The 24,732-nt window shown below is 57.3% G+C and carries 28 protein-coding genes; 26 read left to right on the top strand and 2 right to left on the bottom strand.

Annotated features, from left to right (window positions below):
* The first annotated feature begins 7 nt into the window (after window positions 1-7).
* The 15 genes from MPHASIOC01_RS17115 (at window position 8) to MPHASIOC01_RS17045 (ending at window position 12,493) form a co-directional block, all read left to right on the top strand.
* On the top strand, window positions 8-604 hold the full coding sequence (locus MPHASIOC01_RS17115; protein WP_117097761.1) for a type 4 pilus major pilin: 597 nt from the start codon (window positions 8-10) through the stop codon (window positions 602-604).
* Between the two features lie 4 nt (window positions 605-608).
* A complete protein-coding gene (locus MPHASIOC01_RS17110) occupies window positions 609-1,088 on the top strand; it encodes a lytic transglycosylase domain-containing protein (RefSeq protein WP_187973475.1) in 480 nt (159 codons plus the stop codon).
* A complete protein-coding gene (locus MPHASIOC01_RS17105) occupies window positions 1,085-1,741 on the top strand; it encodes a prepilin peptidase (RefSeq protein WP_187973474.1) in 657 nt (218 codons plus the stop codon). The genes MPHASIOC01_RS17110 and MPHASIOC01_RS17105 overlap by 4 nt, the downstream gene beginning before the upstream one ends.
* Before the next feature lie 5 nt (window positions 1,742-1,746).
* Window positions 1,747-3,045, top strand: coding sequence for a shufflon system plasmid conjugative transfer pilus tip adhesin PilV (gene pilV / locus MPHASIOC01_RS17100; RefSeq protein WP_241189562.1), 1,299 nt, complete (start codon window positions 1,747-1,749; stop codon window positions 3,043-3,045).
* 500 nt (window positions 3,046-3,545) lie between these two features.
* Complete coding sequence (locus MPHASIOC01_RS17095) at window positions 3,546-4,706, top strand: tyrosine-type recombinase/integrase (protein ID WP_187973472.1); 1,161 nt, start codon at window positions 3,546-3,548, stop codon at window positions 4,704-4,706.
* 118 nt (window positions 4,707-4,824) lie between these two features.
* Window positions 4,825-5,682 carry a plasmid transfer protein gene (locus MPHASIOC01_RS17090; protein ID WP_187973471.1) on the top strand — a complete coding sequence of 286 codons (858 nt, stop codon included), beginning with the start codon at window positions 4,825-4,827 and terminating at the stop codon, window positions 5,680-5,682.
* 17 nt (window positions 5,683-5,699) lie between these two features.
* Complete coding sequence (locus tag MPHASIOC01_RS17085; RefSeq protein ID WP_187973509.1) at window positions 5,700-6,413, top strand: TIGR03759 family integrating conjugative element protein; 714 nt, start codon at window positions 5,700-5,702, stop codon at window positions 6,411-6,413.
* Window positions 6,392-7,003 carry a transglycosylase SLT domain-containing protein gene (locus MPHASIOC01_RS17080; protein ID WP_187973470.1) on the top strand — a complete coding sequence of 204 codons (612 nt, stop codon included), beginning with the start codon at window positions 6,392-6,394 and terminating at the stop codon, window positions 7,001-7,003. Before MPHASIOC01_RS17085 ends, MPHASIOC01_RS17080 begins: the two co-directional genes overlap by 22 nt.
* Window positions 7,000-7,530 (top strand): integrating conjugative element protein, encoded by a 531-nt coding sequence (locus MPHASIOC01_RS17075; RefSeq protein ID WP_187973469.1) that lies wholly within the window; start codon window positions 7,000-7,002, stop codon window positions 7,528-7,530. Before MPHASIOC01_RS17080 ends, MPHASIOC01_RS17075 begins: the two co-directional genes overlap by 4 nt.
* Complete coding sequence (locus MPHASIOC01_RS17070) at window positions 7,530-8,174, top strand: restriction endonuclease (protein WP_187973508.1); 645 nt, start codon at window positions 7,530-7,532, stop codon at window positions 8,172-8,174. Before MPHASIOC01_RS17075 ends, MPHASIOC01_RS17070 begins: the two co-directional genes overlap by 1 nt.
* Window positions 8,175-8,188: 14 nt before the next feature.
* Entirely contained in the window at window positions 8,189-8,563 is a 375-nt protein-coding gene (locus tag MPHASIOC01_RS17065) for a hypothetical protein (RefSeq protein ID WP_187973468.1), read from the top strand.
* 3 nt (window positions 8,564-8,566) lie between these two features.
* On the top strand, window positions 8,567-9,343 hold the full coding sequence (locus tag MPHASIOC01_RS17060; RefSeq protein ID WP_063436938.1) for a hypothetical protein: 777 nt from the start codon (window positions 8,567-8,569) through the stop codon (window positions 9,341-9,343).
* A complete protein-coding gene (traD, locus tag MPHASIOC01_RS17055; RefSeq protein ID WP_187973467.1) occupies window positions 9,340-11,457 on the top strand; it encodes a type IV conjugative transfer system coupling protein TraD in 2,118 nt (705 codons plus the stop codon). Before MPHASIOC01_RS17060 ends, traD begins: the two co-directional genes overlap by 4 nt.
* On the top strand, window positions 11,438-12,199 hold the full coding sequence (locus tag MPHASIOC01_RS17050) for a TIGR03747 family integrating conjugative element membrane protein (RefSeq protein ID WP_187973466.1): 762 nt from the start codon (window positions 11,438-11,440) through the stop codon (window positions 12,197-12,199). The genes traD and MPHASIOC01_RS17050 overlap by 20 nt, the downstream gene beginning before the upstream one ends.
* A 48-nt stretch (window positions 12,200-12,247) precedes the next feature.
* Window positions 12,248-12,493, top strand: a complete 246-nt coding sequence (locus tag MPHASIOC01_RS17045) for a hypothetical protein (protein ID WP_107146965.1) — start codon at window positions 12,248-12,250, stop codon at window positions 12,491-12,493.
* Here MPHASIOC01_RS17045 and MPHASIOC01_RS17040 read toward each other — a convergent pair.
* Window positions 12,486-13,397, bottom strand: coding sequence for a hypothetical protein (locus tag MPHASIOC01_RS17040; RefSeq protein ID WP_241189564.1), 912 nt, complete (start codon window positions 13,395-13,397; stop codon window positions 12,486-12,488). The two genes, MPHASIOC01_RS17045 and MPHASIOC01_RS17040, sit on opposite strands and share 8 nt — an antisense overlap.
* A 189-nt stretch (window positions 13,398-13,586) precedes the next feature.
* Between MPHASIOC01_RS17040 and MPHASIOC01_RS17035 the strand changes: the two genes are divergently transcribed.
* The 10 genes from MPHASIOC01_RS17035 to MPHASIOC01_RS16990 are packed head-to-tail and all read left to right on the top strand — an operon-like array spanning window position 13,587 to window position 21,646.
* Window positions 13,587-13,904 (top strand): RAQPRD family integrative conjugative element protein, encoded by a 318-nt coding sequence (locus MPHASIOC01_RS17035; protein WP_187973464.1) that lies wholly within the window; start codon window positions 13,587-13,589, stop codon window positions 13,902-13,904.
* On the top strand, window positions 13,895-14,140 hold the full coding sequence (locus tag MPHASIOC01_RS17030; RefSeq protein ID WP_007372613.1) for a TIGR03758 family integrating conjugative element protein: 246 nt from the start codon (window positions 13,895-13,897) through the stop codon (window positions 14,138-14,140). The genes MPHASIOC01_RS17035 and MPHASIOC01_RS17030 overlap by 10 nt, the downstream gene beginning before the upstream one ends.
* Window positions 14,141-14,152: 12 nt before the next feature.
* On the top strand, window positions 14,153-14,518 hold the full coding sequence (locus MPHASIOC01_RS17025; RefSeq protein WP_187973463.1) for a TIGR03745 family integrating conjugative element membrane protein: 366 nt from the start codon (window positions 14,153-14,155) through the stop codon (window positions 14,516-14,518).
* Between the two features lie 9 nt (window positions 14,519-14,527).
* Window positions 14,528-14,902, top strand: a complete 375-nt coding sequence (locus MPHASIOC01_RS17020) for a TIGR03750 family conjugal transfer protein (protein WP_007372615.1) — start codon at window positions 14,528-14,530, stop codon at window positions 14,900-14,902.
* Complete coding sequence (locus tag MPHASIOC01_RS17015; protein WP_013095173.1) at window positions 14,899-15,543, top strand: PFL_4703 family integrating conjugative element protein; 645 nt, start codon at window positions 14,899-14,901, stop codon at window positions 15,541-15,543. Before MPHASIOC01_RS17020 ends, MPHASIOC01_RS17015 begins: the two co-directional genes overlap by 4 nt.
* On the top strand, window positions 15,543-16,451 hold the full coding sequence (locus tag MPHASIOC01_RS17010; RefSeq protein WP_187973462.1) for a TIGR03749 family integrating conjugative element protein: 909 nt from the start codon (window positions 15,543-15,545) through the stop codon (window positions 16,449-16,451). Before MPHASIOC01_RS17015 ends, MPHASIOC01_RS17010 begins: the two co-directional genes overlap by 1 nt.
* The gene (locus MPHASIOC01_RS17005; protein WP_187973461.1) at window positions 16,448-17,971 is read left to right on the top strand and encodes a TIGR03752 family integrating conjugative element protein; all 1,524 of its coding nucleotides are present in this window, start codon (window positions 16,448-16,450) and stop codon (window positions 17,969-17,971) included. Before MPHASIOC01_RS17010 ends, MPHASIOC01_RS17005 begins: the two co-directional genes overlap by 4 nt.
* 41 nt (window positions 17,972-18,012) lie before the next feature.
* Window positions 18,013-18,432 (top strand): TIGR03751 family conjugal transfer lipoprotein, encoded by a 420-nt coding sequence (locus tag MPHASIOC01_RS17000; protein ID WP_035943490.1) that lies wholly within the window; start codon window positions 18,013-18,015, stop codon window positions 18,430-18,432.
* On the top strand, window positions 18,432-21,230 hold the full coding sequence (locus MPHASIOC01_RS16995) for a conjugative transfer ATPase (protein ID WP_187973460.1): 2,799 nt from the start codon (window positions 18,432-18,434) through the stop codon (window positions 21,228-21,230). The genes MPHASIOC01_RS17000 and MPHASIOC01_RS16995 overlap by 1 nt, the downstream gene beginning before the upstream one ends.
* Window positions 21,231-21,241: 11 nt before the next feature.
* Window positions 21,242-21,646: a hypothetical protein gene (locus MPHASIOC01_RS16990; RefSeq protein WP_007372621.1), complete on the top strand. Its 405-nt coding sequence runs from the start codon at window positions 21,242-21,244 to the stop codon at window positions 21,644-21,646.
* A 161-nt stretch (window positions 21,647-21,807) separates the two neighbouring features.
* Here MPHASIOC01_RS16990 and MPHASIOC01_RS16985 read toward each other — a convergent pair whose 3' ends face one another.
* Window positions 21,808-22,041: a PerC family transcriptional regulator gene (locus MPHASIOC01_RS16985; protein WP_187973507.1), complete on the bottom strand. Its 234-nt coding sequence runs from the start codon at window positions 22,039-22,041 to the stop codon at window positions 21,808-21,810.
* A gap of 127 nt (window positions 22,042-22,168) precedes the next feature.
* Between MPHASIOC01_RS16985 and MPHASIOC01_RS16980 the strand changes: the two genes are divergently transcribed.
* Window positions 22,169-24,580, top strand: a complete 2,412-nt coding sequence (locus MPHASIOC01_RS16980) for an ATP-binding protein (protein WP_353612962.1) — start codon at window positions 22,169-22,171, stop codon at window positions 24,578-24,580.
* Window positions 24,581-24,732 lie beyond the last annotated feature (152 nt).

The following is a 24,732-nucleotide window of genomic DNA, read 5'->3' as shown; positions in this document are numbered from 1 at the left end:
AACGACTATGTCATCTCAGACATCACATTATCACCAGCGCCAGCCAGACCGGGGCTGGGGTATCCTTGAGCACGGCAGCATTGCCCTGTTTACGGTTATCGTCATCTGCATTGTCGGGGCGCTTGTCTGGAGTCTCTCTGGCAAAAAGTCTGTTGCGGTGGAAACCTCAAATATCCAGACCGTTGTGACCAATGCCCAGCAGCTCAAGCAGACCCAGGGCGGGTATAACTTTACCAGCGGCACCACCATGACCGGCACGCTGATTCAGCAGGGAGGCGCGCCAAAAGCTGGCTGGACGATTCAGGGGACGGCCAGTTCCGGCACGGGGACGATGTGGAACAGCTACGGCGGTCAGGTTGTCATGGCACCGGTTGCATCAAACGGATTCAATAATGGTTTCTCAGTCACCACGCAGAAAGTGCCGCAGGCCGACTGTATCTCCATTGCCACCCAGCTCGGCTCCGGTGGCGCGTTCAGTGCCATCAGCATCAACAGCACCGACTACAGCGACGGTCTGGTCAGCGCCGAGGATGCCGGCAAAGCCTGTACCGCTGACACCGGTATGACGGGTAACAACACCCTGGTCTTCACGCACAACGGCTGATGACATGCTGCGCCTGACAGTTCTCCTGCTGTTTATCCTGCTCAGCCCCCGTGCGGGGGCATTCTGCTTTGACGCAGCCGGGGCAAAGTACCACATCGATCCGCTGCTGATTCAGGCTATTGCCACCGGCGAAAGCAGTCTGCGCCCCGGGATTACGAATATTAACCGCGATAAAAAGACCGGGCGTGCGCTCGGCACTGATTACGGGCTGATGCAGGTCAATTCCTCACACATCCCGGCGCTGATGGCTCAGGGGGTTATCCGCAGCCCGCAGGATCTGCTGACCCGTCCCTGTCTCAATGTGCAGATTGGCACCTGGATTCTGGCGAAACATTTTCAGGTATGCGGTATCAGCTGGAACTGTCTGGGTTCTTACAACGCCGGCTTTCGTCAGGATCGCCATGAAACGCGCGAATCCTACGCCAACCGGATTTATGCCATTTACCGGCGCCTTTTACTGAAAGAGCGGGGGATCAGACTGTGACGCTGCTGACGCTGAGTATGCCGTGGCCAACGCTTGGCATCCTTTTTCCCCTGAGCCTCGGTTTGTTCAATGTTATGGCGATCCTCGTCCGTATTAACCTGGTGAAATCGGGGCACCGGAACGGGCGCAGTTCTCCCGTGCCTCCGGCGATAGTCTGGCTGTATGCCGCTGCTGTCAGTGTTATGCTGCTGGCGCCTGCACCGGCGATGCTCCGCCTGCTGTCCTTTTTCCTCAGCCTGTTTCTTTTCAGAATGACGCTGACCGATGCGCTGACGGGACTGCTCCCCCGCGAAATGACGGTGAGCTGTCTGACTGCGGGGCTTGCTGCCGCACTTCTGCACCCGGGGTTTACGGAACATCTCCTTTCTGCGGTCACCGCGATGTTGATATTCGGCGGCTGGCGATATGGCTCAACGAAGATTCAGGGGCGCGAGTGTCTGGGGCTTGGCGATGTGTGGCTGGCTGGTGCCATTGCCGCATGGCTCGGTGGAGCCAGCGGGCTTTATGCCCTGCTGACCGGTGTGATGTTCTTTGTCCTGTGGCAGTTAACGGTGCGTCGCATCCGCGAGGGCGGGCCGATGGGCCCCTGGCTGTGTGCCGGTGCGATGTCAGTGACACTGCTTAAACTTTATCAGCCACTTATTACATGGTGATACCAGTGAACGTAACAAAAACAACCGATCGTGGCTGGGCTATTCTCAGCACAGGTGCGGCTTTAGTGATCCTGCTGCTGGTCAGCGTATGGGGATATTCGCTTATCAGCGACTGGATGCAGAGACGGACCTGGATGAACACCTCCGCGCAGGTGTCCCGCTTCACGCAGGCCGTAAAGAGTTATACCGGGCGTTATTACGATACGTTGCTCGCCAGTGCCACCACCACCGCGCCGGTCATTGTGACCCCCGCTATGCTGAAAAATACCGGTTTTCTGGAGCAGGGCTTCAGTGAGACCACCCTTGACGGTCAGGCTTATTCCGCTGCGGTGATACGCAATGCCACCAACACCGACCAGCTGCAGGCGATGGTCTACACGCAGAACGGATCTGCGCTGCCGTTTCTCGCGCTGCGTCAGATATCAATGGATATCTCTGCCGGCATGGGGGGCTACATCTGGACGTCCGGTATCGCCACCGGTGCAATGGGGAGCTGGACTGTTCCTCTTGCACAGTTTGGTGTCAGCAGCACGCAGGGGCATATTGCCACACTGCTGACTGCGGATGAACTGGGGGTGGCACGCGGTGAAAGTGATCGGCTTTACCGTTTTTCGGTCACCGGCAAGCCCGATCTCAACACCATGCATACCAGCATCGATATGGGCGGCAACAACCTCAACAATACCGGAACCGTCAATGCCGTAACGGGGACGTTCAGCGGCAACGTGACCGCCGGTGGCAATATGACGGCAAACGGCACGGTAACGGGACAGAACGTCGCTGCAGGGACAAATGTTACCGCCGGCAATACCATTACAGCCAATAACGATATCCGTTCGAATAATGGCTGGTTCATTACGCGGGACGGGAAAGGCTGGGTGGATGAAACACATGGCGGTGGTTTTTATATGTCCGATAATGACTGGGTACGGGTTGTTAATAACAAGAATATTTACACCGCCGGTCAGGTTCGCGGTGGTAGCGTACGGGCAGATGGTCGCCTGTCCACCGGTGAGGTTCTGCAGCTCGATGGGGTGAACACAGCGGGTGCAACTTGTTCACCAAACGGGCTTGTAAGCCGTGATGCGTCTGGCGCAATACTTTCCTGTCAATCCGGTGTGTGGCAATCCAGTGGAGGATCAGGCCTCAGGGTGTGTGCAAACTACTGTGGAGGGAAATGGCCGCTGGAAGTTGGAAAAGTTAACCATGATGGAGACTGGTCATCCTGGAACACCCTGGGAGAGGGGTGTGCCGGTGGATATTCCATGAATTGGTTAACCCCTGTTTTCTGCAGCATCAACTGACTGTCAATCCGGTGTGTGGACGGGGGCCGGAAAAATTAATAATTCGTCCTGTAAATGGGTATCAGCTCCAAATGCAAATGATGACATTGCTGGTTATAAAACAGCCTCCTGTCCTACAGGATGGATTGTTCAGTCTGTACGTTGGTTTCAGATTCCATCCTATGTTGACGATGAACATGTAGACGCCTACTGCTGCCCTTTCTCCTAACTGTCAGTTAATTAGTGGCACATATAGCGAACACAGTCAGGCTCTCCCGGGGACAGGCTGCGGTCCATCCATTTCCGCTTGGATTTGACCATTTCAGTCTTTCCTGACTTCCGGGATCACATTGAGCTCCTCCTCCGGTCAAATACTCATCACTTGAACAGCTAACAGAGATGCTTTCATATCCAGAGTTATGTCTAATAATCGTACTGACTTTGCTACTTCCCCACACACCGGATTGACAGTGATGTCTGACAGCAGTGTGATATCTTTCCTGATTTTTCAGGGGAATACGATGGCGCTCAGGAATCGGATAAAAAAAATGCCACTGGCAAAAGCACTGGATAAATATTTCAGTGCAGTCTCTGTCCACAAACGTGGTCATCTTCAGGAGTTTTACCGTATCAACGTTATCAAACGTTCAGCGCTGTCACTGAAGTGCATGGATGAGATTACCTCCGTGGATATCGCTGATTACCGTGATATGAGGCTGAATACGGTGAGTGATCGTACAGGTCGTACTGTGAGCCCCAATACGGTCAGGCTTGAACTGGCCTTACTCTCGGCGCTGTATAATCTTGCGCGTATCGAATGGGGGACCTGCTCACACAATCCCGTCGAACACGTTCGTAAACCTGCGGCGTCCCCCGGGCGTACGCGCCGGCTGACCTCCACCGAAGAGCGTCGGATTGCGCGCGCCCTCCGCCAGAAAAATCCACAGCTTCTCGCCATTTTTCATCTGGCGCTGGAAACAGCCATGCGTCAGGGGGAAATTCTGTCCCTGCGCTGGGAATATGTGGATCTTCATCTGGGTATTGCTCACCTGCCGCTCACGAAAAATGGCACCGCCCGTGATGTGCCTTTGTCATGGAAAGCACGACAGGTCCTGAAAGAGTTTGCGGGGCCGATGACGGGGCCGGTTTTTGATTACACCTCAAATGGTTTTAAAAGCGCATGGCGGGTTCTTCTGGCTGAGCTGGAGATACATGATCTCCATTTTCACGATCTACGTCATGAAGCGGTCAGCCGCTTGTTCGAGCTCGGGACGCTGAATGTCATGGAGGTGGCGGCGATCTCAGGCCATAAGAGTATGAATATGCTGAAACGGTATACACACCTTCGGGCCTCTCAGCTGGTCAGCAAACTGGATGCCCGACGCCGTCAGGCACAGAAGCTGGCAACGTTATTTGTTCCCTATCCGGCAGAGATTTCAGAATCCGGCGGCCTGTACCGGGTGCAGTTCAGTGACCTGGAGCACACGGCTATTACCGCAGTAAATCGTGATGAAGCCCTGGCAAATGCAGCCTCACATCTTCTGCGAATTCAGGCTCTGGCAGCGCGAGCCGGTAAAAGGCTTCCGCCACCGGGTGAAATTGGCGTCCGGGAAGCTCACCGCGTACTGATTAATCCCTTCCATAAAGGGGGAGAGGCAGCAGGCACTGATAACGGGACTTAATCGGTGATCCCCTCCCCGGAATAATTTTAAAAAATGGCTGATGAGTTAATCATCGCCATTCACGGCGTGTTTTAGCACCTTATGGCCGTTCTGCTGTGCAGCCATAAGGAATCCCTGTATGTCACTCAGTCATGCCTCGCCCGATGACCTGCTCCCTGAAGCTCCTGAACATCAGGCCAGTGCGCCGGAGGTGCAGTCCGCTGCTGCGGTTGAGCCACGTATCCGGCTTCCGTTCAGCCCCCGAAAAATTCTTCAGACTGGCAGCATCATTTTGCTGACTGTCAGTCTGACGGGTTCCCTGATCGCGCTGGTTGTCATGGGGCGTCAGGTTTCAGACCTGACAATACGTGTTAACACACTTGATGCGGCATTCCGCAGCGGCCAGATAGGCCAGCTCACCTCAAATGTTTCAGCGATGGAAGCGCGCCTGAAGACGCTCGAACAGCAGGCGGCCACGCTTGCCTCACTTCCTGCTGCCATGCAGTCGGCCGATGAGCAGCAGAGCGCCCTGAGAACATCCGTCAGTCAGCTTCAGGAGGCCGGCAACGACAACACCCGGGCGGTGACTCAGCTGCAGTCACGCGTGGGCTCTCTTGAACACGATGTACAGCAGTCCCGGGCCGTGCTTGATGAGATTAACCGTAAGGCGGAACTGACGCAGAAAACGCCGGCGCCTGAAAAGCCCCGGACCAGCACTGGTGCAGTGATCCCCCGGGTGGGCGCCGCTGTAAAAAAGACTGACCGGTCAGCCAGGCGTACGGTGACGCCGGCTGCACCGTTTGTGCTGACCGGCATTGAACGCCGTGGTGGTCAGACCTTCGCCGTCGTCATTCCCCGCGGTGTCTCGCAGATATCTGCCATGCGCCTGCTCTCACCGGGGGATTCCATGCTGGGCTGGACGCTGCGCTCAACGGAGGGCAGCGGTGCTGCTGTCTTTCTGGTCAACGGCCGCGAGCACCGGATTCAGGTTGAATAAACGGAGATAACGCTTTGATGAGAAAAACACTGATGGCCTCACTGTTTCTGGTGCCGCTCATGACCTCCGCTGCCACGGTCAGGACATCCTCCGCGCAGAGCAGCATATCCACATTGCAGGAGTCCTCCACCGGCGTGCTGAGTGCGCAGCAGCAGGCGCAGCAGTGGGGACTGTCTGACAGCGACTGGAGCCGTTATCAGACCTTGATGAAGGGGGATCGCGGCATTATGTCACCGGGCCTTGACCCGCTGACGGCGCTGGGTGTGGAAACCGATAACAGTGCTGAACGCCGTCGCCTGGCTGAACTCTGGGTGAGGCACGAATACCAGCGAAGCGAAAAGGAGCTGGCCTTTCAGCGCGAAATCAATGCTGCCTGGCTGCGACTGTATCCGGAGACGCTGGCCGTCAACATGGGCAGCAATGCGGCGGGTATCGCGCACGACACGCAGGGGCGTCTCGCCCTGTTTGTGAAAGAGAACTGCTCGCGTTGCGATGCGCGTCTGGCGGCCGTGCTCGCCGACGACCGGCCCGTCGATATTTATCTGGTCGGCGGAAACAGCGATGAGGCCATCCGTACCTGGGCCATCCGTCACAACATCCCGGTGGAAAAAGTCCGCAGCCGCCAGATAACGCTCAACCACGACGGTGGCCTGTGGCTGCGCTACGGGCAGGGCCAGATGCCGGTGATTCTGCAGCAGGGGGAAAACGGATGGCAGCTCGCCGCATTCTGATGCTGGGTGCCGGGATTCTGTTTGCAACAGCGGCGTCCGGCGCCACAGACCTGCAGGTTATTCCTGATGCGTACCGGCAGATAGCCGCCGCTGAGCGGGTGCCGGCGGAGTCACTGTATTCGCTGGCAATGGCCGAAAGCACCCGCAAAACTGCCTGGGGTGCGAAGCCGTGGCCCTGGACCATTAACGTTGCAGGCAGGGGTTACCATTACAGCACACGTGAAGAGGCCTTTACGGCACTGCTCGGGTTTATGCAGCGCTGGCCGCTGAAAAATATTGATGTCGGTGTGGCCCAGGTGAACCTGGGCTGGAACGGGCATTTTTTCCCGACGTACCGTGATGCGTTTGATCCGTACACCAATCTTCGCGCAGCGGCCCGTATCCTTCGGGCCTGCTATGACGCCCGCCCCGGCAGCTGGCTTCGTGCGGCGGGCTGCTACCACCATCCGTCAGGCGGTGCGCACGCGGCAACCTATATGACCATTGTGCGACGCAAGCTCAGTCAGATAGCCATAACCGGTACACCGGCGGCCGTCGGCCAGCCCGGTTTACTGGCCCGAAATTCTCTTTCCTGGATTGAACCGCAATGAAAAATATTCTTCGTTATTCCCTTGTTTTCACGCTTTTTTCAGGGCTGCTGACCAGTGCCTTTAGTGCCTCTTCCACGCTGACCGTGGTGGGCGACCTCGGCGGTGAATCCACAGGGCCGCTGTTTGACGCCATCAATGCCGGTCCGGGTCAGTCTGCAACGGAGTCGCCCGTTCTCCCGACACCGCCGGCATCGCTTTCCCTGTCCGACATGCTGCCGGTCAGCACGCCTGAAATGTCACCAGGCGCTGTCGCCGCCCGGTCGCTGAATCTCCCCGGTATGCCGCCGGTGTTTGTACTGGGTGACGATGCGTCTTCCCGTCAGTGGCTCACGCAGCACGCCACCACGCTCAGCCGCATGCAGGCAACCGGCATGGTTATCAGTGTCAGGGATGAGCAGGGATTAAACGCACTGCGTCAGCTGGCACCGGGGGTGGCAATGGTACCTGTCAGCGGCGGTGACCTGGCCCGGCGCCTGGCACTGACGCATTATCCTGCCCTCATCACCGCAACGGGGATATCACAGTGATGCCGGCCTCCCTTATCGCTGAGTTGCTGAACCCGCACAGGGGACTGTCTGTCCTGGCAATGACGGGGGCGGTTGTGCTGGCGTTCCTGGTATTAAAACCGCGCACTGTCAGTCAGCGCCGCCATCGTCGCTATCAGAAACAGGCCGCACGGGCGCTGCTTCGCCTGCCACAGCTGCGCGACGAGGCGGCAAGGATAGCCTGGTTGCGTAAGATGAACCCGTATGTGTTCGAGGAAATGCTGCTGACGGCACTTTCCCGGCAGGGCCTGCGCATACAGCGTAACGCCCGTTACAGCGGTGATAACGGTGCAGACGGTCAGGTCTGGATTAACGGTCGTCGCTGGCTGATTCAGGCCAAACGTTACAGCGCCACCATCAGTGCCGCACACGTTTCGGCATTCGGGTTACTGACAGAGCGCGAGGGGTGTCCGGGGCTGTTCGTTCACACCGGCCGGACCGGCGAGGTCAGCCGGGAAGCCTTTCGCCGCTATGACGGCATCATCCTTATCAGCGGGCAGCGTCTGCTCTGGCTGCTGTCCGGTGACCGGCGCTGGATGGACACACTGACCAGACCGCCACACCGCTCCCTCACCCCACAAAGTCAACGTAAAGCACCGGCACCATCCCCCGTCATCCGCGATTAAGAAGGAACATTGTCATGCCCAGAATGCTGTATTCCCTGACAGACCGCATCGTCGACCTGGTTACCCCTCAGGCGGTAAAAACGGCCCCGATGGTCATTTTCGTTCTCGTGCAGTGTGTGCTCAGAATATTTATTCTGCGTCCCCTCATTATCTTTTGCTGCATGGTACTCGCGGTACTGACCGCCGTGCCTGTTGCGGTTTTTATCAGTCCGTCGTTCACCCCGGATGTGCTGGCTCAGGGCCTCTTACGGGTGATTCACCTGCTCCCCGGGGCGTATACCCCGCTGTGCGTTGCCGGTGCACTGTCTGAACTGGTTTACCTGATTCGCCGTTTTACGGTTCTGCCTGATTTCTGGCCGGATAACGCGGCTCAGCGAAAAGGGAGATAAGCGATGAGTGATTTTCTGGCGAGAATGGACGCTAATCCGCCACACTGGGCGGGGGACGTTATCGGCAAATGGGATGACCATAAGTTGCGCCTGTATGGCGGTTTTCTCCGCCGGCATTACTGGACCGATCAGGGCAGTATTAATGTGTTCTGCATAAAAGGCACCGACCATCCTGACTATCAGGGGCTGACCTGGCATGAGTTTCTGCACCGGGGTAAGCGCATGGACCGGAACATTCCGATGCTGGAGCGTAATCCGGGTTACTACCTGGAGACTGACCGTAAAAAACCTTCCATGTATTACAACAGCTATGACGGTATTGACTGGTATATCGGTGCTGACGGTAATCACCGCAGCGGTCTGGCACGGTTTCTGTTTCATGAGCGGGAAATGGCGTATCTGCACGGTGTGCATCTGAACCATTATGAGTTCGATGAACCCCTGCTGGCCGTGTATCTGGCCCTTCGTGAGGAACTGAGCCAGCATGCGGCACAGGGCTTTCACATGGACCTGAATGTCAACCGCGTTCATCGCGCCCGGGAGGATACCGCAGGCTGGAAAACCGATATCTATTCCACGTCGCTGTATTTCAGTGTGGGGCCATGGTGCAGGGAACACGCTGACAACCTGGACATCAGCGCACTGGCAGCCCCGCGTGATTTTTCGTGTCCGGATGAGGGATGGCAATTGCTTGTGTCTCTGATGGCATGGCGGGATAAGCGTACTGCAACAAAACGTCCCGGATTTTTCAGCCGGCTGACCTGCAGGGGGCGTACATGAGCGATCGTTATGTGATGGAATCCCTTCTGCGCCCGGCCGTGGAACTGTATTCCGCAACGGTTGCGGCCAGTGCGACCTGTATCTGCCTGACCGCCCCCTGGGCGGTGGCACTCGCGCCTTCTGTCAGTTGGGTGACTGCCGCCGGTTTCGGCGTTCTGGCCCTGAAGCGCACCCGACAGGGCATGAAAATCCTGCGCTACCGGCAGAATATCCGCCGTCTGTCCCGTTATGTGCTGACCAGCGAACAGATACCGGTCAGCCGGCACCATCTGTTTCTGGGGAAAGGTTTTCAGTGGTCTGTGCGTCATACCCAGCGGCTGATGGAGGCGCGTCGACCGGAGTGCGAAATCTATGTGCAGCCCTCCGTGCTGTACCGCATGGCGCGTGAGATGGAAAAGAAGATGGAGTACAGCCTCCCCTGGCTGTGCCGGCTGACCCGCACGGATTCGGCGCTCAACCCTTTTCGCCCTTTACCCCCGGTCGGGGGCAGCCCGGTGTATCACGGTGTCGAGCCTGATGAGACTTCGGTGACCTACGATCTCGGCGAACGCGTCGGGCATATGCTCGTTATCGGCACGACCCGCGTGGGCAAGACCCGACTGGCGGAGCTGCTTATCACCCAGGATATCCGCCGCACAAACGCTGCCGGTGAACACGAGGTGGTCATTGTGTTTGACCCCAAAGGGGACGCGGACCTGCTCCGGCGGATGTACGCAGAGTCGCACCGCGCGGGGCGTCAGGATAACTTCTGGGTGTTCCACCTCGGCTGGCCCGATATCAGCGCCCGGTATAACGCCGTCGGACGGTTCAGCCGTATCTCCGAGGTGGCCTCCCGCGTGGCCGGTCAGCTCTCGGGGGAAGGTAACTCCGCGGCATTCCGTGAATTTGCCTGGCGGTTCGTCAATATCATCACCCGCGCGCTGGTCGCCCTCGGACAACGCCCGGACTACGGCCTCATTCTGCGGTATGTCACCAATATCGGTGAGCTGTATGAGACTTACGTGGATAACCTGCTGAGCGAAAAGGCGCCGCAGCTGATGAATACAACGGAAGCCATGATGCAGAGCGGGATCAGCGATAAGGACCTGCCGCGTCACCTGCAGGGGCGGCCTAACGGCGTGAAAATCTGGGTGTCAGAGCAGGTGCTCGGCAGCCCGGAGGGGAAAAAACTCTGGGACCCGGTGCTGGACGGCCTGCGCAGCGCGGTGCAGTACGATCGCACCTACTTCGATAAAATTGTGGCATCCCTGTTGCCGCTCCTGGAGAAACTCACTACCGGCAAAACGGCCGCGCTTCTCGCCCCAGACTACACCGACCTGGACGATCCGCGTCCGATTCTCGACTGGCACAATATCATCAAGTCCCGCGGCGTGGTGTACGTGGGCCTCGATGCGCTCTCCGACCCGGTGGTGGCCGCCGCCGTTGGAAACAGCATGTTCGCAGACCTCGTGTCTGAGGGAGGCCACATCTATAAGTTCGGTCTCGGTGATGAGGAAGAGGGGAAATCCGCAAAGGTGGCCATCAACCTTCACTGCGATGAGTTTAACGAGCTGATGGGGGATGAATTCATCCCGCTTATCAACAAAGGCGGTGGTGCCGGTTTTCAGGTGACAGCCTACACCCAGACGCTTTCTGACATCGAGGCCCGCATCGGCAGTACGGCCAAAGCGAACCAGGTGGTGGGTAACTTCAACACTCTGGTGATGCTGCGCGTGCGCGAGAAAAACACCGCCATGCTGCTCACCGATCAGCTCCCGGAAGTGGACGTCTACCAGAAGACACTGACATCGGGTGTCACCGACGTCTCGCGTCCCGGGGAAGGCACGGACTTTAACAGCAACGTTAACGACCAGGTGAGTCTGGTGAAGGTGCCGATGATACGGCCCGCCGATATCATCAACCTGCCGAAAGGGCAGGCCTTTGCACTGCTGGAGGGCGGACGGTTGTGGAAAATCCGTATGCCGCTGCCGGCGGATAACAACGACCCACATATGCCGGCCAGCCTGACGCATCTGGCTGACAGCATGGAGAAAAACTACCACACCGGTGAAACCTGGTGGACCGGTGGTGACATAACGTATGCAGGAGGGCCGGATGCCACAGCAGGACAGTGAGAACGGGCAGCGCAGCGCGACGCCCCGACAGCGACAGTCCGGTCCGATTGGCCTGCTGCTCTGGGATTTCCCGATGGGCCTTATCGGTGTGTTGCTCGGTTCACTCCTGGTCAGCCTGCTTATCGAGTATGTCTGTATAGCGCTGTTGTGGCCGGAAGAAGGCGCGGCCCACAGCTATCAGGTGATGGTGGCAGAAAGCCACTGGCTCTCGGGAGGGTATACGCGCAGCCTGCTGATGGCCGCCCCGGTTGAGACAGTCAGCCGGTGGGTGCACGTTGCCTGGCAGTGGCTGTTTGTGGACAGTGGGTTCAGTGGCTGGCTGCAGTCATTTAAATCCCTGAGCGAAAAAGGCAGCGGGCTTATTCCGGCGCTGAACGGAGTCGGTGCCACGCTTGTGAACTGGCTGGGTGTGTACCTTCAGGCCACGGTCTGGGTCACGCTGATTTTCTTCATCCGGGTGATGATCCTTTTTCTCAGCCTGCCGCTGTTCGCGCTGGTTGTCATCACGGGCGTGGTGGACGGGCTAGTCAGGCGTGACCTGCGGCGCTACGGCGCGGGGTATGAATCGAGCTTTGTTTATCACCATGCCAAACGCTTTATCAAACCCGCGCTGTATGGCCCCTGCATGCTCTATCTGGCATGGCCCACGGCGGTATGGCCGAATCTGCTGTTGCTGCCATCAGCGTTGCTGGTTGGTGCTGTTCTGGCCATCACAACCGCAACCTTCAAGAAATATTTATAGCGCCTTTATGCTGTACGGAGCTGTATCAGGAAATACCTGCGAGGACACATGATGAACAAAAATAATGCTGGCAACCTGTCTGAACCGAATCAGGCCCGGCCAGTGGCAGCTATCAGACCTTCGCCAGAGATGCAGGAGATGCACTTTGTTCTTCAGGACAGGTGTCACACTGTGCTGATGCCACTGGAAACGCTCCTGCGATGCCTGCGTGAAGCAGAGAAACTGGGCGAGGTACCAGTCATTCCTGAGGCATGGTGGTCACTGCTGAACTGCAAATACCCTGAAATCAGTTAGTGAGCAGGTGTGGACCCAGAATGTCAGCCGCGTGTGCAAGAAGTTTCTGTCCAGCAGCTGAGCTTTCCCACTCAGAAAAATTCACGATATTATTGAAATAGTTAAAGTCGAAATCTATTTTTTGACGGTAAATTTCACGCGGGGCTTCATAACCACACTTTAGCGTGACCACCATATCCATTGTCTCGCTGAGCACATCGTTGGTCACAACAGCGCTGTGACAAGTGTAATAGGTCCCAAGAGTCAGGTAATCAATGCAGGACGGGACTTTGACAAGAAAACCATTCTCGTTCAACAAAAGCCTTTCCGGCTCAGCGACCATCAGTGCCTGAGCCATCTCCTTATTCTCCAGTTTTTTGTAAAAAATATCCTGCCAGTCTGCCATATACGCGAATATCCAGGGAATGTTCATTAACGTTGCCCGGGAATACAGCCACCCTTCCTCACGGGCGTACTGCCGAAGCATGGACACAGCCAGTTTCTCATCAATTCTGATGCCGATAGTTTTACTTAGCAGCCAGATCACTTTATCAAAATGTTCGATAAGCAACTGAAGTATCAGCCGTGAAAGTGCGCCAGGTGCTCTTTTGCCTTTATCTGAGCCAGAGCTCTTAGTTTTGTCGGCATAAGGGCAATGTTCGTATGCTTCCCTGTCGTAGATCCCTACACCAGGCAGTGCCGTATTATAGTGTTTTGCATAGGGAGCGGAGACATTGGCGGGGAGCCTGTAGATACCTATTATCTGGATCGGATTATTGCAGGCCGGGCAGACTGCAAAATAACGGGGGGAACCAGAATCACTTACTTTATACCAGGGGGAACGACGAGCAGTGCGCTGTTCGTAACCATCTTTATCGAGTAACCAGTATCCCTGTTTTTTTACATCGAGCTTATAAACATTCACCTTCCAGCGCGTCCTTTCTCAGTCATATTGTTCATTTTTATAACATACCTGTTCTGGTGTCTTAAACATCTGCGATTAAAGAGGATGCCGTTAAGGGGTTATTTTCGTTGGAGCATAAATAATTTCCTGCTGTAAGACTTACGCCTTTGCGTCACTCTCCCGACGACCCGTTAACCGGAGAGCCGCAGAATGCCTCATACCCGAATCCTCACAGCCCTGCTGATGGCCGTCCTGCCCGCGCTGCAGTGCCACGCCTCAGAGAAAGATGAACTCGCGCTGGTCATGCGTCAGCTCGACCAGGTGCAGGCCGGGCTGGACCGCGCCCGCGTGGTGGCGAACCAGACCCAGGATGCCCGCTTTTACTTCGATTACCAGCAGGCGACGCGCGATATCACCACCATGAAGCAGGGGATCTCAACCTATCTGGAACCCTCCCGCGCGCAGCCTGTGTCACCGTCGTCTTCTGTCACCGGACAGTACCGCGCACAGGCGCCGGCATGGCGATGAACGGTGCACAGCTTAATGGCTGGAGCGCCGGCACCGGCAGCAGCCTCACGCCTTCGCAACTGAACACGCTCATCCTCGGCACGCTCGCGGTCGTCATCCTCCTGTTCAGCGCCTGGGCGCTGGTTCAGGCCTATCGCGGGGTTGCCTCGAAATCCGTGACATTTCGTCAGTTCAATGAGCTTGCCGTGCGACTGATCGTGCTTTACCTGGCAATGCTGTTTCTGTTTTTCCACTGAAAGGACAATCTAATGAAATCCATGTTACTCAGGCTTTATCGCGCCACGACTACACGAGCAAAGCATCTGATGCTGAGCGGGCTGTTTATTACCGGTAATGCGCTGGCTGACCTTCCTCCCATTGAACAACCCACGACCGGCGGCGGTGGCGGGACGTACAACACCATGATGGGTTACGCAAAAATGGGCGGTCTCGCACTCGGACTGCTTGTCAGTGTGGGGGCATTTCTGGCCGTGGCGCATGCTGTCATCACGTCTTTCCATGATATCCGCAAGGGCAAAGGCTCCTGGACGGAATTCCTGCTTTACGGTGTGGTGGGCATCATTCTTATCCTTGTAGTTATTTTTCTGGCGACCAAAGCGTCAGACATTCTGTAAGGAGACTCTATGGCCGTCATCGATTTCCTTCCTGACCGTCTGAACAACCCGCCTGTGGTGTGGAAAGGTTTCACGTCCGGTGAATTTCTTCTGGCGGCCATCACCGGCGTCATTGCAGGTATTCCGCTGGCGGTGCCGCTGGCTCTGGTGCCTTTTATCGGCTGGCTGGCCTTTCCCACCTGTATGCTGCTGATGCCGATGTTCGTCATCTTCTTCGGCGGGGGCTGGATTGCGGGTTACAAGCGCGGTAAGCCGGAGAATTATATCTGGCAACGCCTGGAGGAAATCCGCTGTCGTACTGGTCTGTCCCGTGCCCTGATCCTCAACAGCCGGGCATGGGAGATGAAACGTACCACAGCGATAAAACGCGGAGGTCTGTCATGAGTCGTTTCCGCAATGGCATGACCGCGCGGGATAATCATATTTTCTCCCTGCGCATCGCCTGTGCGCTGCTGTTCGCCGGCATGCTGATGGCCGGTATTGGCTGGATGCGTGCACCGTCAGAACTTACCATCCACAATCCGCCGGATCTGCGTTCAGGCAGCACCCGTAAATGGTGGGAAGTGCCGCCTTCCACCGTGTACAGCTTTGCCTTCTATATCTTTCAGCAGCTCAATTCCTGGCCAAAGAACGGCGAGGTGGATTATCCGGCAAAAATTGCCCAGATGAGTCCTTACCTGACGCCGTCCTGCCAGGATTTTCTCAATAAAGACGCGGAGATGCGTAAAAACAGCGACGAGCTCCGGGACCGCGTGCGCGTGGTGTATGAGATCCCGCGCCGTGGCTACAGCAGCCGCAGCGTCACCATTCTCGATCAGGACCACTGGATAGCACAGCTCGATCTGGTGGCGGATGAGTATTACCACACTGAGCCGGTAAAACGTGCGCTGGTCCGCTATCCGCTGAAAGTGGTGCGCTGGGAGGGTGATCCGGAACGCAATCCCTTCGGACTTGCTCTGGACTGTTATGCGGCCACCCCGCAGCGGCTGGAGGCCGTCACGCTGCCTGAGCCGGAGAAAAAGTGATGAAGAACCCGTTAAAAAAATGCCGTCTGCTCCTGCTCGCCGGACTGATCCTGTCGGGCGCGGCAGACGCTGTGGAGCTGATGAAATGGGAACGTATCCCGCTGCAGGTTCCCCTGACGGTGGGTCAGGAGCGTATCGTTTTTGTGAATAAAAACGTGCGTGTCGGCTTTCCACCCGCGCTTAACAATAAGCTGCGTATTCAGAGCACCGGCGGCGTGGTGTATCTCGATGCGAGTGAGGCGTTTCCGGTGACGCGGCTTGAGCTGCAGAACAAGGAAAACGGGGAAATTATTCTGCTCGATGTATCAGCCGCACCGGGAAAAACCACGCGTGAACCCGTGAAAATTGTCTATGACGGCGAAGTGGCCACCGCAACCGCCAGTGACAGGCAGTCCGTCAGCAGCGAGGGTGACAGCACCGGCCGCAGTGCTCAACAGGCTGATACGGAAACCACAAAGCCGGACCGTAAGCCCGCGAAACTGAATGCACCGCAGCCGGTGGTCCTGACCCGCTATGCGGCCCAGAACATGTACGGCCCGCTGCGTACGGTTGAACCGGTGCCGGGTATCAGCCCGGTGTCACTGAAGCTGCCTTCCGTCATCACAACACTGATGCCTGCTGAACCGGTCACCGTCACGCCGATGGCCGCCTGGAGTCTGCAGGGCAGCAGCGTCGTCGCGCTGCAGGTCCGTAACCGTTCTGCCGGCAAGGTTATTCTTGATCCCCGCGCGCTGGAAGGTCAGTTTACCACGGCCACCTTCCAGCACCGCTGGCTGGGGCGCGCAGGCACACCGGAGGATACAACGGTCCTCTATCTGGTGACGGCCGGACGCCCGGAGGGTGCCTTCATTGCTGAGCCACCCTCGCTGCAGCCCGCTGACGGACGTAAACGGAGAGCGAAAAAATGAAGGCACCCTCCTCAAATCTTCTCGTGAAAGTCGCCGTTCCGGTGGTACTGGCCAGCGCGGTGGTGGTGGGCGTGAAATCCTGCTCGGGGGGGGAACATCAGACGGCTGCGCCACATACCGCCAGCAATGTTGCGCTGAAGGACCTGTCGCCGGAAGACCTCAAGGCGCTGGGTATTGAAGGTGACACGCCGCAGGACACACTGCGCACGGTGGTGGGAAATTTCCGCAAAGTGCAGGACCGTCTCGATACGCTCGCGGACGATAACAAAAAGCTCAGCGACGAAAATAAAGCCCTGAAAACCACCAACAGCAATGTGGACACGCAGATTAATCAGGCAGTAAGCAATGCCCGTGCCGAGGAGGCGCAGAAACGCCAGCAGCTCAGTGCAGAGGTCACCGATCTCAGTACCCAGGTCAAACAGCTGATGGACCAGTTGCGGAATGGCGGTGCCGGCACGGAATCCGGAAAAAACAGCGGCTCCGGCAGTGATATTCCGATCGGGCTGGGCTATGACAGTGGGCTGAACAGCGGCGCTTCCGGTGTCTCATCTTCCTCCGATGGTCTGCAGTGGGTTGAACCCAGAGACGGTGTCTCCGTGGATGCCAGCGGTCGGCCGGTGACTGACAGCAACAGGAATAACGCTACCGGCTTCTCGTTTGCCACGTCGTTTGCTGATGCCGCTGACGCCGGTAAACAGGCCGTCGGCAACACCGCAGCGGCGGTACAGACGCAGCTTACGGATGCACAGAAGGCCACCGACCCGGTGTACACGCTGCCGGAGAATTCCACCCTCGTTGGCAGTCGCGCGATGACCGCACTGCTGGGGCGTATCCCCGTGGATGGCAAAGTGACCGACCCCTATCCCTTCAAGGTGATGATTGGCAAAGACAACCTGACGGCAAACGGCATTGAGCTGCCCGACGTGCAGGGGGCCATTGTTTCCGGCACGGCGACGGGCGACTGGACGCTGTCATGCGTGCGGGGCTCCATTACCAGCATCACCTTTGTCTTCAGCGACGGCACGGTCAGGACGCTGCCTTCGCCTGACGGTCAGGGGCAGAACGGAAACAGCAGTAATCAGAACAGTCAGGGCGGTAATAACAGCAGTATTGGCTGGTTGTCCGATGATAACGGTATTCCCTGCATCTCCGGGACGCGCAAGAGCAATGCTTCGACCTATCTGCCGACCATCGCCGCACTTGCGGCCGCCAGTGCGGCGGGGGATGCCGTGGCGGAAAACCAGAGTACCGGCCAGACCAACGCTTACGGTGGCGTGACCTCAACGCTCACCGGTAATGCCGGTCAGGCCGTACTGGGTAAAGCGCTCTCCGGCGGCATGCGTGAGACCGTTGACTGGGTGAAGGCCCGCTATGGCCTGACGTTTGATGCCATCTACGTGCCGCCGGGTCAGACAGTGGCTTTGCATATCACGCGCCAGCTGGCCATCGATTACGAGGAAAAAGGCCGCAGGGTTAAATACGATTTCAGCCTGGCCGGCAGCGGCACGGGCATGGACTGACGGAGAGACTGATGCAAAACGATATCCCTGATACCGCTGTGATGAGGTGGCGCAGTCTGCGTCCCGTCACGCTTTTCCTGACCGGAGCCGTGGCACTGCTGCTTGCCGGCTGCAGCACATCAAAAGATGAGATGCTCCCGCCGGGTGACAGCACCATGCTGGAACTGTGGAATGATGGTGCTTCAGCCACCCATGCAACCGGTGAGAGCCGGACCACCCTGCGCCGTCCGGTTACGGACAGTGAGCGGGTTATTTCACGGCAGACCCGGGACAGCTACAGCCGCACCCAGGAGAATGAAATCCAGCAGACGTTTCCGCGCCTGCCCAACCCCGACCTGGTGATGTACGTCTTCCCGCATCTGGCCGACGGCAACACACCGGTGCCCGGTTACAGCACCGTATTTCCCTTCTACAGCCAGGTACAGTACGCGCTGCCCGGCGAGCGCACGGAGGATTTGTAATGGCCTTTTCACTTTTCCGTCGCAGGGCTGAAGCGCAGGAAGCACACCAGTACGGTGACGGGCCGTTTTCTGTTAACGGCCATGAACCCCTGACGCGCGAGGGACGTCTGACCCGCAGCGAGGAAGCGAAGCTGTATGAGACGGCTCCGTCCATCATCGATCACATTCCCTGGGGGGAATATCTCCCTGAACATCAGTGCATCCTGCTTGATGACGGCGTGTCGGTCGGGGCAGTTTACGAAATCATCCCGGTGGGCACCGAGGGGCGTCCGGATTCTCGCCTGGAGGAAATTCGCGACGTGGTCGAAAACGCCCTGCAGGACAGTCTGCCGGAGCTGGATACACATCAGTGGGTGGTGCAGTTCTACTGTCAGGACGAGTCTGACCTGATGGTGTATATGGATAAGATCCGGGGATATGTGAAGCCCCGGGCGCAGGGCACCGACTTCACCGACGCCTGGCTGAAGGAACAGGCCCGTCACCTGCAGAATGTGGCCACTGAAAAGGGCCTGTTTGTCGATGAGGCCGTCACCGGTGCGCCGTGGCGCGGTCAGATACGTCGTACGCGTATGGTCATCTACCGCTGGGTGGAGTCACCGTATCGTGATCCGATGGCCCCAGAGGTGCTGCTGAAGCAGGTCTGCGATCGCCTGACGGCCGCTATGAGCGGTGCCGGTATTCAGTGCCAGCGCCAGAACGGCGAGCAGATCCACAGCTGGCTGCTGCGCTGGTTCAACCCTGAACCAACGTGGGTGGATAAGGCCACGTTGTATCGCTGTGCCAGACATACTGACGACGCGCCTGGCGAACTGCCGTTGCTGAATGATTTCAGTGAAAGCCTGTGGTTCACCCGCCCCCGCAGTGATGCGGAGAAAGGCGTATGGTGGTTTGATGACGTGGCGCACAGGGCGGTGCCGGTGGCTCGTCTGCGCAGCGCACCCACCACGGGGCACCTGACCGGCGAGGTCCGCCGTGGCGATAATATCAACGCCATTATGGACCTGCTGCCGGAAGGTACGGTGCTCGTCATGACGCTGGTTATCCATCCGCAGGACAAGCTGGAGGAAAACTTTGCCCGGCTGAGTCGTGACTCGATGGGGGAGAACGTGGATTCGCTGCGTGCCCGGGAGGATGCGGCCACCGCCCGCACTTACCTGGGTAATAAGCATAAACTGTATCGCGCGGCCATTACCCTGCTGATTAAAGCCCACGACCTGCCTTCACTGGACAGTCGCTATCTCGACCTCAGCAGTAAGCTACTGAACTGCGGGCTGGAGCCGGTAAACCCGGAGCATGATATCGGGCCGCTCAGCACCTACATGCGTGCATTACCCATGTGCTTTAATCCGGAGCAGGACCGGCACAACTGGTATACCCGTCTGATGTTCGTGCAGCATTTTGCCTGCCTGGCGCCGGTGTACGGGCGTGATACCGGCACCGGCAACCCGGGCTTTACCTTTTTTAACCGGGGCGGTGGTCCGCTGTCCGTCGATCCCCTCAACAAAAATGACCGTACGCAGAACGCCCACCTCCTGCTGTTTGGGCCGACCGGTGCAGGTAAATCGGCTACCGCACTTGATAAGCTGGCACAAATGATAGCCATTTACCGTTCACGTATCTTTTTACTGGAAGCCGGTAACAGCTTCGGGCTGGCCGGAGATTACTTTGAGTCCCTGGGGCTCACCGTTCATCGTGTCAGCATCAAGCCCGGTAAGGCCATCTCGCTGGCGCCGTTCGGCGATTCGCATCTGCTGATGCAGGAAAAACCGGATGAACTCATTATCAGCGAAGACGCCCTGCCGGATATTGATGACGATGAGGACAAGGATGAAAAACGTGATGTGCTGGGTGAGATGGAGATTGCAGCACGCCTGATGATTACCGGCGGCGAGCCAGCGGAGGAGCAGAGAATGACGCGCGCCGATCGCGGGATGATCCGGGAGGCCATCATGATCGCTGCGCGGAGTACGTTTGAGGCCGGACGGCAGATGTTGCCTGAAGATCTGATGTTTGCGCTGCAGGGCATCGCCCGGGATGCCGGGATGGGTGAGGACGGGCGCGAAAGGCGTACGGCCGCGCGCCGGGCCCGTGCTGAGGAAATGTCGGAAGCGTTACGGATGTTTACCGAAGGCTTTGAAGGTGAGCTGTTTAACCGTCCGGGTACGCCGTGGCCGGAGGCTGATGTGACCATCGTTGACCTTGGTACGCTGGCGCGCGAAGGCTATGAGGCGCAGATGGCCGTTGCGGTGATTTCCCTGCTCAACACCATCAACAATATTGCTGAGCGCGAGCAGTACAGTGACCGGGATATTATCGTGTCGATCGATGAGGCGCATATCGTGACCGCAAATCCCCTGATGGGGCCTTATGCCACCAAGATTGTGAAAATGTGGCGTAAGCTGGGTGCCTGGCTCTGGCTGTTCACGCAGAACCTGGCCGACTTTCCGGATACGGCCAAAAAGATGCTTAATATGGCGGAGTGGTGGATTTGTCTGGTGATGCCCCCTGATGAAGTGGAGCAAATAGCGCGTTTTAAAACGCTGAACAGTGAACAGAAGGCGATGCTGTTGTCTGCCACCAAACTTCCTAAAAAATATACGGAAGGCGTTATTTTGTCACGTAAGGTGCAGGCCCTTTTCCGTGCCGTGCCCCCGAGCCTCTACCTTGCTCTGGGTATGACAGAAAAAGAAGAGAAAGCTGAAAGACGCCTCATTATGAATGAATTACAGTGCAGTGAACTTGAGGCTGCGTTTCATGTTGCGCGCCGGCTTGACGAAAATCGCGGACTGAGTATCTGACAGGGGAATTCATGAAGAAACTGACTATGGCACCGCCGATGGTCGTTGCGGACAAAGCGCTGATTGCGTCTGTCATTTTTACCGTACCGCCGCAGGGTATGGCCTCGATAGGGCAGTCTGACAGCGTGTCGCTTGATACGCTGCTGCGGGAAATACTGAAACGTCTGAAAACACCGTTTTTGCTGTCGGTTTACCCGCACCGTGTTGGCCGTCGCAGCTGCGTGGCGGTACACCTGACGGATGAGAATGAAAAAAAACTGGATATTCTGATCACCGTGACCGGCAATACGCTGTGGCCCGGTGAAGCGGAGTTCAGAAATGGCCTGCGCTGGAATGTCTGCGTACCCGACGCCACCGACCTGCTGTGGGTACTGAAGGAGATTGACAGAGTTACGGGCGGGGAAATCTGCAGTTAACAGGACCTGCGTGTTTGTCGGACAGCGCAGTCTGCTGTCTGACAAATACGCAGGCTGCGGGTGCGGGCGGCAAAGAGCCCGCGTTGATTTGCCTTTCAGTCCTTCGGGAATATCGTGTCTGAAACATTACAGTCTGCCTCTTCGATGCAAGTCCCGAGTTGTCAGTAGCCATTGTTGTAGCGACTCTGCATTTTATACAGGCGTCGTGTTTCATTTCGTCGTCCGTCCGGTGCGATGTTTGCGCCCATACTGATGCAGTGTTCCCTGCGACGGACAATGGCTTCCCGTACGGCATCGTCGTCCGACAGGTCCATCACAGCCAGCCACCGGCGGGCGGCACGGCGCCACTTCCCCCGGTGTTCCAGACTTTCAGCAATACTGTCTTTCAGTTCCATATATCTCCATCGCCAGGCAGTCATGACATTGCCGGCTATTCTTCCACAGACGCAATCACAGTTCTTTATTTAACCCTCAGCGCGCTTCCGGAAAATGGCATCTGAACCCCCATAACGGAGACTTCTGATGCGCTATCCCTTTGAACTCGATCCACAGATTATCCATCACATCATTTACAGCCAGGCCGGTTCCATCGGCAAGGCCGTGATAGAACTCATCATGAACAGCGTCGATGCCGGCGCCGGCGCGGTGATTATCGATATTACCCCGGAAGGCTTCTCCTGCCGGGATGATGGCCGGGGTTTTGCGTCATACGATGATGTTAAGCGCTACTTTGGCCGGTTCGGCACCCCGCACCAGGAGGGCGATGCCACTTACGGCCGTTTCCGGCTCGGGCGGGGGCAGATTATGGCACATGCCCGGACGCTGTGGCGTTCGCAGCGATGGCAGATGTCGGTTGATACGCGCGAAATGGGGTATCACTATGATCTGGAAGAACTGACTCAGCCGATTCAGGGATGCATCATCAGCGGTGAATGGTATGAGCCGCTCACCAGCCAGGAGCGTATGTCCTGCCTCCAGGAAATCCGCGACCTGGTGCGCTATACGCCCGTCACGGTACATCTCAACGGCACCATCATTACCCGCAAGCCAGCGCTGGAAAAGTGGGATATGGAGGACGATGAGGCCTGGTATCGCCTGCGCGAAGACGGTGCCGTATCCATTTACAATCAGGGCGTCCTGGTACGACATGACCCGGCTCATATCTGGGGCGTGGGTGGCCTTATCGTCAGTAAAAAGCCGCTCGCGCTGAACGTCTCACGCACCGAAATCCTGCGCAAGACCTACCCTGTGTGGACATCGATTGCGGCCCGGTTTGGCCGGCTTACTGCCACTTTTTCTGACAATCAGGGTAAACACCGTAAAACGGAAGCCCGACGGGAGAAAACGGCGCGATCGCTGCTGTCCGGCGAGGGAGACATGCAGAGTCTTTTCAATGGTGAAGAGGTCATCACCCTGCTGCCCGGAAAGCAGCATGTTACGCTGGAGCACTTCATCCGTAAATGCTGCCATTACCCCTCTGCGGTGGATAAAAACTGTTTCACTCTCATCCGCTATGCCGGTGATGTGCCCCGGGGAGAACTCATTGCCCGTGCGGGGATCGCACCGGTGGTGCATCCGGTCACGCTTTCCCGTTTTGGCTGTTATGAGCCGGAAGAGTTCATGGAGTGCCTGAGCCGTGTCCGGGTAAACCTCATGGCGTACCGGGAACCCCTGCCCCGGGAGCAGCGATGGGGCTCCGGCTGGCTGTCAGAACTGGCACTCGTTGATTTTGAGACGCTCAGTGCAAACTTTATCGACAGCACGCAGATGGTCAGTGAGAAACAACTGGATAAGGAGACCCGGCGGGCGTGGACGGCGCTGCGATGGTGCCTGGCCCAGTATGCTGCCGTCTGTTCGGGTGGTGAGGCGGGTTATCAGTCACGTTCTTACGACGGCAAATGCTTCCAGATCCTGCTGGGTGAGTCCACGTCGTCCGATGCCTGGACGGACGGTGAAACCTATATTGCCTACAACATTGATATCGTGCGTCGGCTGAAGCCTGATGCGCTGCGTACCGCCAGCCTGCTGTTCAGCCTGACGGAGCATGAGGTGGCACATGAGGGTGACAGCCTGGACTGTGGCCATGATGAGGCCTTTTACCAGCGGTTTCATGACATCAGTACCCTGTGCGCCCCCGACAGGCAGCGTTATATGCACGTCTGGCTGATGAAATACACCACCAGTCTGGAAGCGGAGAGCAAGCGTGCCAACGGCACTGCATGGCGGGAACGTTACCTGACCGAGCGAGCCAGTACCGGCCGGGAGAAAAAGGGGCTTCCCGGTGTCATCAGCCATGAAGGCATTGAGGACGCTGTGAACGCACCGTCTGAGCCGGAAGATGCAGCCCGGCTCCGCTTTTTCAACCTGCAGCTGAACGGTGCGGGTACGGCAGCACCGGCGGAGACCGACTGGAACAATGTGGTGGCCGCAGGTATTGAGCAGACGCGTGAAAATAAGCTCGCGCGGCTACGTGAGCAGCAGGCCCTGGAGGAATGGTACGCTTCAGATAAAGATGCGACCGATATCCTGACGGATGAGCAACTGGCAGATGAAGCCGAAGAGCAAATGTGGCTGGAGTCCCGTAAATTGCATTATCTGTCCATTTTACCCGGGGCAACTGAGGAAAATCTGAATGACAGGGCTGTGGCGTTTCTTGCTTATATGACCGATTCAGAAGAGGAGGAACTGGCCGCCTGGGCCATGCGGGCCTGGGAAAACAGTGACCAGTGGTATGCCAGAAATACCACGTCGTGCAGTGAGGCTGATGACCTGTATGAACAGGATTTTGATCAGCCACTTGGGGAAAATGTCCCGGCAGACTGGCTTCCGCTTATGCAGGAGGGCGAAACACGATGGAGCATAGAGCGTAACGCGGCAGCGGCCGGGTTTATCCGGGAAATGGATTATCTGGCGTCGCGACAGCGCCATCGATGACATTCCCTGACTGTGCATAATACAGGGTTTGTCAGCCGGCCGGGTGGTGTGGATTTTGCTTTCTGTCAACCAGTCATACGGATAATAAATTATCGGCACCGGGCTCAGAGTTAATTACTGACCAGCTGTATCATTGACCGCACCCTGAGCGG

Origin of the sequence: Mangrovibacter phragmitis, from assembly GCF_040429585.1 — a bacterium.
GTDB classification, from domain to species: Bacteria; Pseudomonadota; Gammaproteobacteria; order Enterobacterales; family Enterobacteriaceae; genus Mangrovibacter; species Mangrovibacter phragmitis.
The sequence above is the reverse complement of the archived record's forward strand: the minus strand, read 5'-3'. Positions and strand labels throughout refer to the sequence as shown.